This is a genomic window from Pseudomonas sp. B611 (assembly GCF_055407965.1).
Map to the genome: position 1 here is coordinate 119,939 of NZ_JBUZST010000005.1, position 15,770 is coordinate 135,708.

The 15,770-nt window shown below is 62.6% G+C and carries 17 protein-coding genes and 1 riboswitch; of the genes, 4 read left to right on the forward strand and 13 right to left on the reverse strand.

The annotated features are described in order from the left end of the window. The first annotated feature begins 82 nt into the window (after positions 1 to 82). The 3 genes from ACZRMO_RS13285 to ACZRMO_RS13295 all read left to right on the forward strand — a co-directional run bounded on the left by ACZRMO_RS13285 (position 83) and on the right by ACZRMO_RS13295 (position 2,488). Positions 83 to 307: a hypothetical protein gene (locus tag ACZRMO_RS13285; protein WP_005790139.1), complete on the forward strand. Its 225-nt coding sequence runs from the start codon at positions 83 to 85 to the stop codon at positions 305 to 307. A gap of 283 nt (positions 308 to 590) precedes the next feature. Continuing rightward, the gene (locus ACZRMO_RS13290; RefSeq protein WP_463973148.1) at positions 591 to 1,073 is read left to right on the forward strand and encodes a hypothetical protein; all 483 of its coding nucleotides are present in this window, start codon (positions 591 to 593) and stop codon (positions 1,071 to 1,073) included. Between the two features lie 146 nt (positions 1,074 to 1,219). Further along, the gene (locus ACZRMO_RS13295; RefSeq protein ID WP_463973149.1) at positions 1,220 to 2,488 is read left to right on the forward strand and encodes an OmpP1/FadL family transporter; all 1,269 of its coding nucleotides are present in this window, start codon (positions 1,220 to 1,222) and stop codon (positions 2,486 to 2,488) included. Positions 2,489 to 2,553: 65 nt separating this feature from the next. Here ACZRMO_RS13295 and ACZRMO_RS13300 read toward each other — a convergent pair whose 3' ends face one another. The 13 genes from ACZRMO_RS13300 to cobO form a co-directional block, all read right to left on the reverse strand. Continuing rightward, positions 2,554 to 3,102 (reverse strand): glutathione peroxidase, encoded by a 549-nt coding sequence (locus ACZRMO_RS13300; RefSeq protein WP_124526547.1) that lies wholly within the window; start codon positions 3,100 to 3,102, stop codon positions 2,554 to 2,556. A 150-nt stretch (positions 3,103 to 3,252) separates the two neighbouring features. Next, the gene (locus ACZRMO_RS13305; RefSeq protein WP_177325305.1) at positions 3,253 to 4,452 is read right to left on the reverse strand and encodes an MFS transporter; all 1,200 of its coding nucleotides are present in this window, start codon (positions 4,450 to 4,452) and stop codon (positions 3,253 to 3,255) included. 63 nt (positions 4,453 to 4,515) lie between these two features. Continuing rightward, complete coding sequence (locus ACZRMO_RS13310; protein ID WP_463973150.1) at positions 4,516 to 4,920, reverse strand: MarR family winged helix-turn-helix transcriptional regulator; 405 nt, start codon at positions 4,918 to 4,920, stop codon at positions 4,516 to 4,518. A gap of 42 nt (positions 4,921 to 4,962) precedes the next feature. Further along, positions 4,963 to 5,691: an adenosylcobinamide-GDP ribazoletransferase gene (locus tag ACZRMO_RS13315; protein WP_463973151.1), complete on the reverse strand. Its 729-nt coding sequence runs from the start codon at positions 5,689 to 5,691 to the stop codon at positions 4,963 to 4,965. 2 nt (positions 5,692 to 5,693) lie between these two features. Beyond that, a complete protein-coding gene (gene cobC, locus ACZRMO_RS13320; RefSeq protein WP_463973152.1) occupies positions 5,694 to 6,269 on the reverse strand; it encodes an alpha-ribazole phosphatase family protein in 576 nt (191 codons plus the stop codon). Beyond that, positions 6,266 to 7,321, reverse strand: coding sequence for a nicotinate-nucleotide--dimethylbenzimidazole phosphoribosyltransferase (cobT, locus tag ACZRMO_RS13325; RefSeq protein WP_463973153.1), 1,056 nt, complete (start codon positions 7,319 to 7,321; stop codon positions 6,266 to 6,268). The genes cobC and cobT overlap by 4 nt, the downstream gene beginning before the upstream one ends. Then, a complete protein-coding gene (cobU, locus tag ACZRMO_RS13330) occupies positions 7,318 to 7,839 on the reverse strand; it encodes a bifunctional adenosylcobinamide kinase/adenosylcobinamide-phosphate guanylyltransferase (RefSeq protein ID WP_463973154.1) in 522 nt (173 codons plus the stop codon). Before cobU ends, cobT begins: the two co-directional genes overlap by 4 nt. 124 nt (positions 7,840 to 7,963) lie before the next feature. Next, positions 7,964 to 9,415, reverse strand: coding sequence for a cobyric acid synthase (locus ACZRMO_RS13335; RefSeq protein WP_463973155.1), 1,452 nt, complete (start codon positions 9,413 to 9,415; stop codon positions 7,964 to 7,966). Next, positions 9,412 to 10,401: a threonine-phosphate decarboxylase CobD gene (gene cobD, locus ACZRMO_RS13340; RefSeq protein ID WP_463973156.1), complete on the reverse strand. Its 990-nt coding sequence runs from the start codon at positions 10,399 to 10,401 to the stop codon at positions 9,412 to 9,414. Before cobD ends, ACZRMO_RS13335 begins: the two co-directional genes overlap by 4 nt. Further along, positions 10,394 to 11,302, reverse strand: coding sequence for an adenosylcobinamide-phosphate synthase CbiB (gene cbiB, locus ACZRMO_RS13345; protein ID WP_124526555.1), 909 nt, complete (start codon positions 11,300 to 11,302; stop codon positions 10,394 to 10,396). The genes cobD and cbiB overlap by 8 nt, the downstream gene beginning before the upstream one ends. Further along, positions 11,299 to 11,949, reverse strand: a complete 651-nt coding sequence (gene bluB, locus ACZRMO_RS13350) for a 5,6-dimethylbenzimidazole synthase (protein WP_463973157.1) — start codon at positions 11,947 to 11,949, stop codon at positions 11,299 to 11,301. The genes cbiB and bluB overlap by 4 nt, the downstream gene beginning before the upstream one ends. Continuing rightward, positions 11,946 to 13,337, reverse strand: coding sequence for a cobyrinate a,c-diamide synthase (locus ACZRMO_RS13355; RefSeq protein ID WP_463973158.1), 1,392 nt, complete (start codon positions 13,335 to 13,337; stop codon positions 11,946 to 11,948). Before ACZRMO_RS13355 ends, bluB begins: the two co-directional genes overlap by 4 nt. Then, positions 13,334 to 13,945: a cob(I)yrinic acid a,c-diamide adenosyltransferase gene (gene cobO / locus ACZRMO_RS13360; RefSeq protein WP_017734635.1), complete on the reverse strand. Its 612-nt coding sequence runs from the start codon at positions 13,943 to 13,945 to the stop codon at positions 13,334 to 13,336. The genes ACZRMO_RS13355 and cobO overlap by 4 nt, the downstream gene beginning before the upstream one ends. Before the next feature lie 79 nt (positions 13,946 to 14,024). Continuing rightward, a riboswitch (cobalamin riboswitch) is annotated at positions 14,025 to 14,260 on the reverse strand. Between the two features lie 99 nt (positions 14,261 to 14,359). Here cobO and ACZRMO_RS13365 point away from each other — a divergent pair. Further along, positions 14,360 to 15,673 carry a PQQ-dependent sugar dehydrogenase gene (locus ACZRMO_RS13365; RefSeq protein ID WP_463973159.1) on the forward strand — a complete coding sequence of 438 codons (1,314 nt, stop codon included), beginning with the start codon at positions 14,360 to 14,362 and terminating at the stop codon, positions 15,671 to 15,673. Positions 15,674 to 15,770 lie beyond the last annotated feature (97 nt).

The following is a 15,770-nucleotide window of genomic DNA, read 5'->3' on the forward strand; positions in this document are numbered from 1 at the left end:
TCGATCAATCGTGATCAACGTCGCTGGAACGTTTTAATACGGCACGGTTCTTATCCGTGTCATTTGTAGGAACACCAATAATATGAACGCTCAAATCCATACTCAGGATGCCATTCGCACCCTCACCAACGCTTTTGCACCAATGAACTGCCTGATCATGGCCGCTCGCAAAGGCTGCTTCAGCTTCACCTTGGTCAATGAACACGGTATCGCTCGTCACAGCGAACGCCTGTACCCCGATCAATACTCCAGCGCAGAACCGCTGCAGGCCGTGATCGAGCGTACCCGTCAGGCACTGACTGCCTGATCGACCCGAGTCGCTGAAACACCAAAAACCCTGTTTAAAACACAGGGTTTTTTATTGCCTGACGTTTCTGTGATGGGCTTTTTTACTCATTACGAATAGATATAAACGATATAACTAAATGAATGAGATGTTTTAAAAACAGTCCTTTACATCATGAATATGACACTACACTTCAACTCAAGCGGCATGATCCGCTTCCGGCAAGCCTGAGATCCGATCCATTGCTGCCAAGCCCCCCGCTCTCAGGCTTCGCCGACCCTTTTCGTCACGGATTGAGGCTTGTATGGGTATCGCTGCCAGCGAATTATGTCGTTATGTGATCCGGCCGACGTTGATCTACCTGGGCCGCCATAACTCGACTGCCGAAGCCCTGCTGCTGGGCATCGCGGCCAGCCAGTCAGAACTGGGCTCGGCCCTGCATGACCGGCGCGGCCATGGCCTGTACAGCATCACCGAGCCACGCCATCGTGCCCTGTGGGACGACTACCTGGCGCTGGACCCCGAACGCGCCAGCCTCGTACGTGGGCTGGCCAGCCAACACGCCTTCCTCAGCGCGCCACAACTTGAGCTCACCGTAAACCTGCGTTACGCCACCGCCATCGCCTGGCTGCTGGTCGAACAACATCATCCCGCACTGCCACCCCCCGGCGATGTCCTCGCCATGGCGCGTATCTGGAAAGAAATATTTCACCCTCAAGGACGCCTGCGCGATTTCACCCAAACCTGGCAAACCTGTGTTTCACCCATGAATCAGGTGGTTTGCTGACCGGGCAATTTGCAAGATTCGTCAAAAACACTGAATTTTGGTCGGATTGTCCTACAAAACCGCTCTATCTCCAGCATTTCAGCCTATGGCGCGAACTTAAATTTATTGTTACTTTCCGCAGCGGTGATCACCACGGAGTTCTAATAATGAAAAAAGTAATGCTCAAGACCACACTTAGCCTCGCCGTTGCCATGGCCTCTTCCCAACTGTTCGCAAGCGGCTTTGCCCTCAACGAACAGAGCGTCAGCGGGATGGGTACCGGTTTCGCAGGTCGCTCTTCTTCTGCCGATGATGCAAGCACTGTCTACGGTAACCCTGCCGGTATGTCGCGCCTCAATGGCCAGCAAATCACTGGCGGCGTCGCGGCCATCGATGCCTCGACCAATATCAAAGATGCGAGCGGTGGCGTCAAAGGCACCAACAAAGGCGACATGGTTCCCTTCACGGCCGTGCCCTTTGGTTTCTACACCAACAAACTCAACGATCAGTGGGCCATCGGCTTTGGTGTGTATGCACCGTTCGGCCTGGTGACCGACTATGAAAGCGGCTTCCAGGGCCGTGGCTTCGGCAGCAAGAGCGAAGTGAAGGTCATGACCTTCCAGCCGACTGTCAGCTATGCATTCAACGACAAAGTGTCCATCGGCTTTGGCCCGACCATCAACCGGATTTCCGGCGTACTGGAGTCGGACAAGACCATCAGCCCGCTGGCCAACGACACCAACGTCAAAATCAAGGGTGACGATACCGCCCTTGGCTTCAACGTCGGCGTACTGGTTCAAGCCACCGACACCACCCGCGTTGGCCTGACCTACCATTCGAAGGTCAAGTACAAGCTTGAAGGTCACACCACCGTCAGCGGTCCAGCCGCGACTCAACCCGTACTGAGAAACAACCGTTACGACGCGTCGCTGAAAATCGACACGCCGGAATCCTGGGATGCGTCGGTCACTCAAGACCTGAGCGCCGATTGGAAACTGTACGGCGGTGCAACCTGGACCCGCTGGAGCCGCCTGAAAGAAATCACCGTCAACAACGAAGGTGTAACGGCTGCATCGGGCATTGGCGCTGCCGCGATCAAGACCATCAGCGAGCCGCAAAACTGGCACGATACCTGGGCCTACGCCGTGGGTACCTCGTACCAGCTGACCAAGCAGGTTGTGCTGCGTACCGGCCTGACCTTCGACCAGTCGCCGACCAACAACAAAGACCGTTCGCCGCGCATCCCGACTGGCGACCGTACGATCTTCAGCGTTGGCCTGGGCTACAAAGTCATGGATAACATGACCGTCGACCTGGCTTATTCCTACCTGAAGGAAGAAGACGTCAAGGTCACCCGTACCGACGCGCCGGGCTACCGCGCCAAGTACGAAAACAGTGCCAACGGTTTCGGCCTGGGCATGACTTACACCTTCTGATTCAGACCGGTGTAAAAAAGCCCCGCTCTCCTGCAAAGGAGGCGGGGCTTTTTAGTGGCTGGCGATCAAGGCTTGGAAGCCAACGCCTTCTCCACGGCCTCGATCAAATCCGGGCTGTCCGGTTTGGTCAGGCTGGAGAAATCGGCAATTACCTTGCCTTGACGGTCTACGACGTACTTGTAGAAATTCCACTTCGGCGCGTTGCTCTGCTGCGCCAACACCTTGAACAGGTGCACCGCATCCGGCCCCTTGACCTTCTGTGGTTCGGTCATGGTGAAGGTCACGCCGTAGTTCACGTAGCAGACCTTGGCGGTCTCCTCGCCGGTCTTGGCTTCCTGCTTGAAGTCATCGGACGGTACGCCAATGACTTCCAGCCCTTGATCCTTGTAACGTTGATACAGGGCTTCAAGCCCCTTGAATTGCGGCGCGAACCCGCAAAAGCTCGCGGTATTGACGATCACCAGGGGCTTGCCGGCAAAGCGCTGGCACAAGTCGATGGATTCCTTGGCCCGCAGCTTGGGCAATTGGCCCTCCAACAACGGCGGGCAACTGGCGGCCATCGCGGCACTGCCAATGGCCATCAGCACGGGTACAGCGAGCCAGCGCATCTGCATGTCGTGTGTCCTTGAATAGATTCAGGCAACGAACTTAACAGATCGCCATGCCCAGTTGCATCAATGCCAGGCCACCGTGCTGCCAGCCCATCCAGGCCAGCACCATCAGGATCAACCCCGCCGCGATCAACACGCCCCTTACCGCTATGCTCATGCCGCCTCCATCTGCGCCTGCAAGCGTGCCACCGGCCGCTCGCGCACTGGCCAGTTCAGGGCCGCCGCCAGCAGGCTCAATAGAATCGCACCCTGCCAGATCAAATCGTAGTTACCGGTTCGATCATAGACCACCCCGCCCAGCCAGCCGCCAAGAAAGGAGCCGATCTGATGGAACAGGAACACAATCCCACCTAGCATCGACAGGTTTCGTACACCAAATAACGTCGCCACCGTGCCGTTGGTCAGTGGCACAGTGGACAGCCACAACAAGCCCATCGCCATGCCGAACAGGTAGGCGCTGACCTGCGTCACCGGCGCCCACAGGAACAACACGATGACCACCGCACGCAACAGGTACAACGCCGTCAACAAGCGCGGCTTGGACATACGCCCGCCGAGCCAGCCAGCCGTGTAGGTGCCGATGATATTAAACAAACCAATCAATGCCAGCACGGTGGTGCCGGTGGTTGCCGGCAGGTGCTGATCCACCAGGTAGGCCGGCAGGTGTACGCCGATAAACACCACCTGGAATCCGCAGACGAAAAAGCCAAACGCCAACAGCCAGAACCCGGAATGGGAGCAGGCTTCTTTCAACGCTTCACGCAGGGTTTGCTGGCCGGCCATCACCGGCAGTGGCTTGTCCTTGAGCATGCCGACCAGTGGCAAAATCAGCGCGACCATCAGGCCCAATGCCAGCAATGCGGCGGACCAGCCCAACCAACTGATCAACCCCAAGGTGCCCGGCACCATGGCGAACTGGCCAAACGAACCGGCGGCACTCGCGATGCCCATGGCCATGCTGCGTTTTTCCGGCGCTACGGCACGGCCCACCACGCCGAGGATCACCGAGAACGAGGTCCCGGACAGGCCGATACCAATCAGCAACCCCGCGCTGAGGGACAGCGACCACGCCGAATCAGACAAGCCCATCAGCACCAGGCCTACGGCGTAGAGCACTCCACCGACAAACACCACCTTGGTCGCGCCAAAACGGTCGGCCAACGCGCCGGCAAACGGCTGCGCCAGGCCCCACACCAGGTTCTGCAGGGCGATCGCCAGGGCAAACGTGCCACGGCCCCAGCCGAATTCGGCGCTCATCGGCGCCAAAAACAGGCCGAAGCCATGCCGTACGCCCAAGGACAACGCCAGGATCAGCGCACTCCCTAAAAGGATCCAACCACTGGTGCGCCACATCGAGGTCATTTCTTATTCTCCGCTCGCGGGTATATACCCGCTTGTATTCGAACAAACCTGCCGTCAGGCGAGTTCGTCCAGCAAGGCCAACAAGGTTTCGCGTTTTTCCGCGCCGAGTTGATCGATCAATTTCTGCTGTGCTGCTTCCCAGGCCGGTAACGCGGCGGCCAATCGCTCTTCGCCTGCCGCGGTCAACAACACCAGGCGGTTGCGCAGGTCATCGCCTTCCACCAACTGCACCAGGCCTTCGCCTTCCAACACCCGCAGGTTGCGCCCCAAAGTGCTGCGATCCAGGCCCATGGCTTCGGCCAGGCTGGAGATGCTCGGCTGATCGAGACGTTGCAGGTTGCACAGCAAGGAATACTGGGCAACGTTGATCCCGAAGCCGTCGAGAGCGCCGTCGTAGTGCCTGCTGACGCCACGAGCGGCGCGACGCAGGTTGGTGCATAAACATTGGGAGGCAAGCATGGAACGTGTATATACCCGCGATTAAGGAAATGCAAGAAAGTGTTACAGCGCCAAGCCGACCAAAACCGCGACTTCCAGCAGCTCCAGCAAGGCACCAGCGGTGTCGCCCGTAGTGCCGCCCAGGCGCTTGACCATCAAGTGGCGCAGACCGATAAAGCACAGTGCCGCGAGCAGTACCGCAATCCCGCCACTGAAACCACCGATCAGCAGGCACGCCAGGCCGCTGAGGATCAGCACCTGCTGGCCGACAACTCTGGGTAAATGATCCGACAATGCCTGTCCCAATCCCCCTGCGCGCACGTAGCGCGTGGTCAGAAACAGCGCGAGCATCGACGCCCGACCAATCAGCGGCGCGAGGATCAGCGCAGCACCGTTGTGTTGTTCGATCAACGCCACCAGCGCAGTGAACTTGAGCAGCAGCACCAAACCCAGGGTGACCACGGCAATCGGTCCGCTACGCGGGTCTTTCATGATGGTGAGGGTGCGCTCGCGGTCGCCAAAGCCACCGAGCCAGGCGTCAGCGCTGTCGGCCAGGCCGTCCAGATGCAGGCCACCACTGAGCAGCACCCAGGCCGTCAACAACAGCGCGGCATGCAGCAGCAAGGGCGCGCCCATCAACAGTGCGTTCAAGCCCCACAGTAGCCCGCCGAACAACAGGCCGACCAGCGGATAAAACAGCAACGAGCGCCCCAGTTCGTGCGGCTGCGGCATACCCGGCAGGCGAATCGGCAGGCTGCTGAGAAATTGCAGGGCGATCCAGAACGGCAGCATCGTCAGACTCCTTCCTTCAACACGCCATCAGCCGCGACGTGCAGGCTGAACAGCGCGCCGTGGCCGACTTCGACATTCAGCAACTGCTCCCGGGGCAACCCGCGTGCCCGCGCCAGCAGCAGGCGCATCACACCGCCATGGCTGACCAACAACACGCGCTCACCGGCATACGTCTGATGCAAACGTGCGACGGCGCCGAGCACACGCTCGGAAAAGTCGCTGACCGGCTCGCCCTCGGGCGGCGTAAAGCTGTAAGGATCTGCCCAGAATAAGCCCAGCGCTTCGGCGTCGGTCTCCATCAACGCCGCTGCGCTCTGCCCTTCCCAAGCGCCAAAATGCAGCTCTTGCAGATCCTTCTCCAGGCTCACTGGCACCTCAAGTCGCGCCCCCAACTCATCGGCAAACCGCGCACAACGCTGCAACGGCGAACTGACCAACCGATCCCAAGGCCCCTTCGCCAGCACGGCGGCACGCATCTGCTCCCAGCCCTTGGCGGTGAGCGCGTCGTCCAGGCTGCCGCGCAGGCCACCGCCCAGCTCGGTTTCGCCGTGGCGCAGCAGGTCCAGGTGCAAGGTCATGCCGGGCGGTCTGCCACGGCGGCTTCGGCGAATGTGGCCATCTGACCGTGCAGGGCACAGGCCAGGCGCAGCAGCGGCACCGCCAGCGCCGCGCCACTGCCTTCGCCCAGGCGCAGGCCAAGCTCCAGCAGCGGTTGCGCGTCGAGGCTTTGCAGCACATGGCGATGACCCGGCTCGGCGCCCCGATGGCCGAACAGCAGCCATTCGCGGCTTGCCGGGTTCAGGCGCGTGGCCACCAACGCGGCGACCGTGCAGATAAACCCGTCCACCAGCACCACGATGCCTGCCTGGGCACAGGCCAGGTAGGCGCCGACCAGCGCGGCAATTTCAAAACCACCCAGGTTGAACAGGGTTTGCAGCGCATCACCACGCTGCCCGGCATGCAACGCCAGCGCGCGTTCGATCACCGCCACCTTGTGGCTGACGCCCTCGGCATTCAGCCCGGTGCCCGGGCCTGTGAGGTCGCTGACCTGGCAATCGAGCAACGCACACGCCAGCGCACTGGCGGCGGTGGTATTGCCGATGCCCATCTCGCCGCCGATAAACAGCTGCGCACCGCCCTCAAGCGCGCGACGCACGCTGTCGCGACCGGCTTGCAGGGCCAGGCGCCCTTGGGCTGCGGTCATCGCCGGGCCGTTGACGAAGTTGGCAGTGCCCGCGCCGATATTCAGGTGACGCACCCCAGGCAAGTCCAAGGTCGGCGTTACGGTGCCCAGATCGACCACTTCCAGCTGTGCGTCCAACTGCCGCGCCAACACGCTGATTGCCGCGCCACCGCTGACAAAGTTATGCAGCATCTGCCCGGTCACTTCCTGGGGAAATGCCGACACGCCCTCCGCCACCACACCGTGGTCGCCGGCAAAGATCGCAATCCAAAGTTTGTCTACCGAGGGTTTGACCTGGCCCTGCAAACCCGCCAACTGCACCGCCAACGCCTCCAACTGGCCGAGGGAGCCGGCGGGCTTGGTCAGTTGCTGCTGGCGCGCCAGGGCTTGTTCGTACGCACTGGCGTCGATTGCCTTACAAAGGTTTAGCCACCAGGTGTCAGTCATAACGCAGTACCTTTCAAAGTCAGGGGCAGGCCGGCAACCGTCAGGACAACACGCTGACAACGCTCGGCCAAGGCTTGATGCAGCCAACCGGCTTCATCCACATAGCGGCGAGTCAATTCGCCCAGCGGCACGACACCCATTCCGGTCTCGTTGCTGACAAAAATGATTTCACCCGGCAGCGTGGCCAGGGTTTCCAGCAATTGATCACGCTCGGAGGCCAAGCGCTGCGGGTCATCGAGCATCAGCAGGTTGGTCAGCCACAGGGTCAGGCAGTCCACCAACAGGCAGACGTCGGCGGCGGTGTTTTCCCGCAGCACGCGGGCAAGCTCGATGGGCTCTTCGATCAGGCCCCAATGGTCAGGGCGGCGCTGGCGATGCAGGGCCACACGTTCATTCATCTCGCCGTCCAGGGGTTGGCTGGTGGCGATATAGATGACCGGCAGCGCGCTGTCGCTGGCGAGTTTTTCGGCGAGGCGGCTCTTGCCGGAACGGGCGCCGCCGAGGATCAGTTGCAGCATAGGGTCATACCTTCCTGTGGGAGCGGGCTTGCTCGCGAAAGCGGTGGATCAGTCAACTTATGTGTGGCTGGGGCACCGCATTCGCGAGCAAGCCCGCTCCCACATTTGGCTCGCGTATACACCGTTAAATCCCGCACAGGCTGCGCAATAAATGGGTATCCAGATGGTTCTCCACCAAGTCCGCCAAGCGCTCGATATCGCGCTCGCGCAGCGCGTGGTAATCCACTTCCTGCACATCCTGCAACCCCGCCCAGCGCAACAAGGCGCTGCACGCTGCCGGCGTTTCGAACAGGCCATGCAGGTATGTACCAAGGATTTGCCCGTCTGCACTTTGCGCGCCGTCACGACGACCGTCATCCAGCAGCACGGCGGCACTCGACAGGGCATCGCCAGTGGTCACGCCCGCATGGATTTCGTAACCGCTCACTTCGGCGTCTTCCAGCAGCAACCGCCCACGCACATTACGCAGTTGCTTCTCCTCCTCCAGCGTGGTGCTGAATGCCAACAACCCCAGGCCATCGCTGGAACCTGCGGGCCCTTCCAAACCGAGCGGGTCGTGCACCTGTTCACCCAGCATCTGCAAACCACCGCAAATCCCCAGCACCTTGCCGCCGTAGCGCAAGTGCCGCGCCACGGCGCTGTCCCAGCCATTGGCACGCAGATAAGCCAGGTCGCTGCGCACGCTTTTCGAGCCGGGCAGGATGATCAGGTCTGCCGGCGGAATCGGCTGGCCGGGGCCGATGAACTGCAAGTCCACCTGGGGATGCAGGCGCAGCGGGTCGAAATCGGTGTGGTTGCTGATGCGCGGCAACACCGGCACCACCACTTTGAGCACCTGGGCGGCCTTGTCGATCTGGCGTCGGTCGATGCCGTCTTCGGCTTCGAGGTGCAGGTCCATCACGTAGGGCAGCACGCCCACCACCGGTTTGCCGGTGCGCGCCTCCAGCCAATCCAGGCCGGGTTGCAACAGCGCGATATCGCCGCGAAAACGGTTGATGATGAAGCCTTTGACCCGCGCCTGTTCGCTAGGCGAGAGCAATTCCAGGGTGCCGACCAGATGGGCAAACACGCCGCCGCGATTGATATCGGCGATCAGCAGCACCGGGCAATCCACCGCTTCGGCGAAGCCCATGTTGGCGATGTCATTGGCGCGCAGGTTGATCTCCGCCGGGGAGCCTGCACCTTCCACCATCACCACCGGATAGGCTTCGCTCAAGCGTGCGTGAGAGGCCAGTACCGCTTGCATGGCGATGGCTTTGTAGTCGTGATAGGCCACGGCGTTCATGCTGGTCACGGCGCGGCCGTGGATGATCACCTGGGAACCGGTGTCGCTGTTGGGCTTGAGCAGCACCGGGTTCATGTCGGTGTGCGGCGCCAGGTTGGCAGCCTGGGCCTGCACGGCCTGGGCGCGGCCGATTTCGCCGCCTTCGGCGGTCACGGCACTGTTGAGGGCCATGTTCTGCGGCTTGAACGGCGCCACGGCGACGCCCTGGCGTATCAACCAGCGGCACAGCGCGGTCACCAGCGTGCTTTTGCCGGCATCGGAGGTGGTGCCTTGCACCATCAGCGTACTCATGAGGCGTCCTTGTAGGCGGTCAGTGCCGCGTCGAGGCGCTGCCAGTCGGCCTCGGTGTCGGGCAGGCCAAAGCGCAGACTGCTGTCATGCACAAACAGGCGCAGCAGAATGCCGCGCTGGGCCATGAATTCGTGCAGGCGCTCGGCGTGCGGGGTGATCAGCCATTGGAACAAGGCGCAGCCGCCCTGGGGTTGAAAACCGTGGCGCTCAAGCACGCCAAACAAACGCTCGGCGGCGTCGGCGCAGCGCTTGCGCTGGCGCGTATGCCCGGCCACGTCGAGCAAGCATTCCTGGCCCAGTACGCGGGTCGGCCCACTGACCGCCCACGGCCCGACCTGTTCGGCGAGCAGCTTGAGCAGCTTGCGCTCGGCCAGCACAAACCCCAGACGCACCCCGGCGAGGCCGAAGAATTTGCCAAATGAGCGCAACACGATCAGCCCGACTTGGTGGGCCTGGCTGGCCAGGCTCAGGTGTGGGGTGATGTCCATGAACGCTTCATCCACCACCAGCCAACCGCCGCGTTGCGCCAGGCGCGCATGCCAATCCAGCAGGCGTTCCGGGGTCAGGCTCAGGCCAGTGGGGTTATTCGGATTGACCACCACCAGCACATCGAGGCCGTCGAGAAAGAAATCGACCTCCTGCTCCAGCACTTCACGCACCACGTAACCGGCGCGGCGCCAGGCTTCGGCGTGTTCGGCGTAGCACGGCGACAGCACGCCGACCTTGCCCGCCCGGCGCAGGCGCGGCAGCAACTGGATCGCGGCCTGGGAACCGGGCACTGGCAACACCTGCGCGGCCCCGTAGTACTCGCTGGCGGCGCGTTCCAGGCCGTCGTCGGTCTCAGGCAAACGCGCCCAGGCACGCAGCGGGATCTCCGGGATCGGCCAGGGCCAAGGCGCAAGGCCGCTGGACAAGTCGAGCCAGTCGGCCTCGGCAATCCCGTACTGAATCGCCGCCTTGCGCAGCCGGCCACCGTGCTCAAGCATAGAATTGCGCCCCCGCGCAGAGAATCAGCAGCCATAACCATACGCCGCGCTGCACCAGCTGCCAGCCGCGGTCGATGGAATCCGCATCCGCTGCCGGGCCTTCGCCCAATTGCGGACGCTGATGGACTTCGCCGTGATAAATCGCGGCGCCGCCCAGTTCGACACCCAGGGCACCCGCCCCCGCCGCCATCACCGGACCAGCATTGGGGCTGTCCCAGGTCGGCCCCTGCGTGCGCCAGCATTTCAGCGCCAGGCGGGTTTTGCCCAGCAGCGCGTAGGTCAGTGCCACCAGGCGCGCCGGAATATAGTTGAGCACGTCGTCGATCTTGGCCGCCGCCCAGCCGAAACGCTCGAAGCGTTCGTTGCGATAGCCCCACATGGCATCCAGGGTGTTGCTCAGGCGATAGAGCACCACGCCCGGCACGCCGGCCACCACAAACCAGAACAGCGCGGCGAACACCGCATCGCTGCCGTTCTCCAGCACCGATTCGGTGGCGGCACGGGCGACTTCGGTGCGGTCCAGCTCACTGGTCTGCCGGCTCACCAGGTAACTCACGCGCTGGCGCGCTTCGTCCAGATCGTCGCTGCGCAGGGCCTGTGCCACCGGAATCACGTGTTCGCCAAGGCTGCGCATGCCGAGAGCGCAGTACAGCGCCAGGATCTCCAGCACCCAGCCGATATACGGCGCCCACGACAACGCGGTGGCCAGCAAGGTCAGCGGCACCACGGCGATAAACCACGCGGTCACGCCATGGCTGCGCCAGCCACGGCCACCCGTGTTGAAACGTTGCTCGATGCGCCCGGCGAAATTACCGAATGCCACCAGCGGATGCCAGCGCTTGGGCTCGCCCAGCAGCGCATCCAGCGCGACGGCGGCGACACACAGCAAGGCCACACTCATTGACTCACTCCCCACACATTTTCATACAACATGTCACTCAGCGGCCGTGGTTCGGTCCAGCCTTCGAGTTGCAGCATCGGTGCCGGATAAAACTCGGCCACCGGCCCCAGGCACAGCACGGCCAGGGGTTTCGCGCCGGAGGGCAAGCCCAGCAGGTCGGCCAGAGCCTGGGGCTCGAACAGCGAGACCCAGCCCAGGCCCAGGCCTTCGACGCGGGCGGCCAGCCACAGGTTCTGGATCGCACAGGACAACGACGCCATGTCCATCTCCGGCAAGGTGCGGCGACCGAAGATGTGGCGTTCGCGATCGTCCATCAGTGCCGCCACCAGTACCTCGGCGCAATCGTGGATGCCTTCGACCTTGAGCTTCATGAAGTCGTCGGAGCGTTCGCCCAGCGCTTCGGCGGTGCGTATGCGTTCTTCTTCCACCAACTGCTGAATCTGCCCACGCAGTTGGCGGTCGCTGATGCGGATGAAGCGCCAGGGTTGCATCAGGCCGACACTGGGCGCCTGGTGGGCGGCCTGGAGCAGGCGGTGGAGCAGTTCGGGGGCCACGGTGCCGCCGGTGAAGTGGCGCATGTCGCGGCGTTCGGCGATGGCGCGGTAGACGGCGTCGCGGTCGGCTTGGGGGAAGGCGTTGTCGGTCATGGCCCTATCGCGGGCAAGCCCGCTCCCACATTGGACTGCGTTTCAACTCGGTCAACTGTGGGAGCTGGCTTGCCTGCGATGGCGGCCTCCCGGTCCGGCACAAACAGTGCAGCCACCGCCGCCGGATTCGACGGAAAGTAAAAGTGTACGTAGGAAGCGGTCATCCGCCCTTGTCGGTAAACCGCCTCGGCGCCGCGCCCGCCATTGGGGCTTACGCCACGGGCAATCGGCGTGCATTCGGTGCTGGTCAGGGAGTGGTGATAGGTATGCCCACGCAGTACGCCTTCCGGCAATTCGACATTTTGCAGGGCCAGGGCAGCCAACTTCTTCTGCATCACGGCGTCGCCCGGCAGCAGGCCGAGCAACTCGGCACGTTGGCCGGCGACATCGGTGAGCGAGTCCAGCAGGTACAACATGCCGCCGCACTCGGCGAGCAACGGTTTGCCGGCGGCGTGATGGGCGCGGATCGCGTCCAGCATCGCGGTGTTTTCCGACAACGCCTGGTGATGCAATTCCGGGTAGCCGCCCGGCAGATACAGACTGTCGGCGTCAGGCAATTCCCGATCATGGATCGGTGAAAAGAAATGCAACTCGGCACCCATCGCCCGCAACAGGTCGAGGCTGGCGCCGTAGGTAAAGGCGAAGGCTTCGTCGCGGGCCACGGCGATGCGCACACCGTCGAGCAGCGGCTCGGCAGCGATCACTTCAGGCGCGGCGAAGGTCACTGGCGGCGGCAAGGCGACTTCGCAACTGCTGCCCAAGGCTTGGGCGGCGGCGTCGAGGCGCACGTCGAGGTCATTCAGTTCGCTGGCCTGCACCAGGCCCAGGTGACGGCTTGGCAATTCGATGCCGGTCTCGCGGGACAAGGCGCCGTACCAGCGCAGGCCTTCGGTGAGGCTGCCTTCGAGCAGTTGCGCATGGCGCAGGGTGCCGACGCGGTTGGCCAGCACGCCGGCGAACGGCAGGTCCGGCTGATAACGCGCCAAGCCCAAGGCCAACGCGCCAAACGTCTGGGCCATGGCGGTGCCGTCGATCACGCCAAGTACCGGCACGCCGAAGTGGCGGGCCAGGTCAGCGCTGGAGGGGGTGCCGTCGAACAGGCCCATGACGCCTTCGATGAGGATCAGGTCGGCCTCGCCGGCGGCTTCCCACAACAGGCGGCGACTTTCCTGCTCGCCCACCATCCACATGTCCAACTGATACACCGGCGCACCGCTGGCACGCTCGTGAATCATCGGGTCGAGAAAGTCCGGCCCGCATTTGAACACGCGCACTTTACGCCCCAGGTTGCGGTGCAAACGGGCCAGCGCTGCGGTGACGGTGGTTTTGCCCTGGCCAGACGCCGGTGCGGCGATCAATACGGCCGGGCAATGACGGGGCTGATTCAAAGTTCGACGCCCTTCTGTGCCTTGATACCGGCCTGGAACGCGTGCTTGAGCATGCCCATTTCGGTGACGGTGTCGCCCATTTCGATCAATTCAGGCTTGGCGCCACGGCCGGTGACCACCACGTGCTGCATCGGCGGGCGTGCTTGCAGGTCGCTGAGCACTTGGTCGAGGTCGAGGTAGCCGTGTTTGAGGGCGATGTTCAGTTCATCGAGGACGACCAGGCCAATGGACGGGTCTTGCAGCAGTTCGCGGGAAACTTCCCACGCGGCTTCGGCGGCGGCGATGTCGCGCTGGCGGTCCTGGGTTTCCCAGGTGAAGCCTTCGCCCATGACATGGAAGCGCACTTGCTCGGGGAAACGGCGGAAGAACAGTTCTTCGCCCGTGCTGTTACGCCCCTTGATGAACTGCACCACGCCGCACTGCATACCGTGGCCCATGGCGCGGGCGAGCATGCCGAACGCGGAACTGCTTTTGCCTTTGCCGTTGCCGGTCAGCACCAGCAGCAGGCCGCACTCGTTGGGGGAATTGGCGATGCGCTCGTCGATCACGGCTTTTTTGCGCAGCATGCGCGCCAGGTGGCGTTCGTCGCGGTCGGGGGAATCGGTCATGGCAGCTCTCCGTTGGGGCTGGACAAAAACGGCGGGCAGGAAAAAGAAAAAACAGACAGCCAAGCATCGCCCACCGTGATGCTGTTGGATGTTTCAGGCCGGTCTCCGGGCTCATGAGTGGCGCGCTTGCCGACGCTGCGCCTTCCCATATCGCGGGGCGATACAGTGGCAAAAGCAGGGTCTTGACTCATTTACCGTTGCGGGGGCAGCGCCGGAATTGCGGCAGCACTGTGTACAAGTGCGCTCGCTCACCGGCTTCCCTGTTTCACTCGGTGGACCCGTGGGTCACAGAGCACCTGGAACAAGTCGCGAAGGGTAGAGGGTTGGGGGTGGAGCGTCAATTAAAGCCGGCTGCGCACTTGAACCATCGGACCGCCGCGCGCCTCTACCCTTACAGGTATCCAGGAGAAAACCATGCACAAGACCCGACTTGCCCTACTGATCATGTGCGCAGGCGCCCTCGTCGCCTGCGGTGAAAGTTCGACCTTGCAAGTATCTGACGGTACCGGGCCTTCCCCCAAGCTCCCGGAGCCAAACAAGACCCTGATCCCCACGGTAAACATCGCACCCGCCATCGGCTGGCCTGAGGGCGCGAAACCAACTGCCGCTGCGGGCACCCAAGTGGCGGCGTTTGCCGAGGGCCTGGACCACCCGCGCTGGCTATACGTACTGCCCAATGGCGACGTGCTGGTGGCAGAAACCAATGCGCCGCCCAAACCCGATGACTCAAAGGGCATTCGTGGCTGGGTGATGGAAAAGGTCATGGGCCGAGCCGGCGCTGGTGTGCCGAGCCCGAACCGCATCACGTTGCTGCGCGATGCGGACCACGATGGCATCGCCGAGACCCGCACGGTCTTCCTGGCAAACCTCAATTCGCCGTTCGGCATGGCCCTGGTGGGCAATGACCTGTATGTGGCGGACTCGGACAAGCTGCTGCGCTTCCCCTACCAACCGGGTGAGACCACGATCAAAGCAGCCGGCACCAAGGTCGTCGACCTCCCCGGCGGCAGTATCAACCACCATTGGACGAAAAACGTGGTGGCGAGCAAGGACGGCAGCAAGCTTTACGTAAGCGTTGGCTCTAATAGCAACGTGGGTGAAAACGGCCTGCAGGCAGAAGAAGGTCGGGCGGCGATCTGGGAAGTGGACCGCGCCAGCGGCCAGCACCGCATCTTCGCCTCAGGCTTGCGCAACCCCAACGGCATGGCGTGGGAACCGCAAAGCGGCAAGCTGTGGACAGCGGTGAACGAACGCGATGAGATCGGCAGCGACCTGGTGCCGGACTACATCACCTCGGTGCAGGATGGCGCCTTCTATGGCTGGCCGTTCAGCTACTACGGGCAGCATGTGGACGTGCGGGTCAACCCGCAAAACCTCGACCTGGTGGCCAAGGCGATTGCGCCGGACTACGCCGTGGGCCCACATACCGCCTCGCTGGGCCTGACGTTTGCCGAGGGCAGCAACTTGCCGGCGCCGTTCACGCATGGCGCGTTCATCGGCCAGCATGGCTCATGGAACCGCAAGCCCCACAGTGGTTACAAGGTGATATTCGTGCCGTTCGAGGCTGGCCAGCCCAAGGGGCAGCCGGTGGATGTGCTGACCGGGTTCCTCGACAAAGACGAGAAAGCCATGGGCCGGCCGGTGGGCGTGGTGGTGGATCAGCAAGGAGGGGTGCTGGTGGCGGATGATGTGGGGAATAAGGTGTGGCGGGTGTCGGCGATTAAGTAAGTAGGCGTCAGACCACCACAAAACCAATGTGGGAGCGGGCTTGCTCACGAATGCGCCGGATCAGACGACACATCTGTGACTGACACACCGCCTTCGC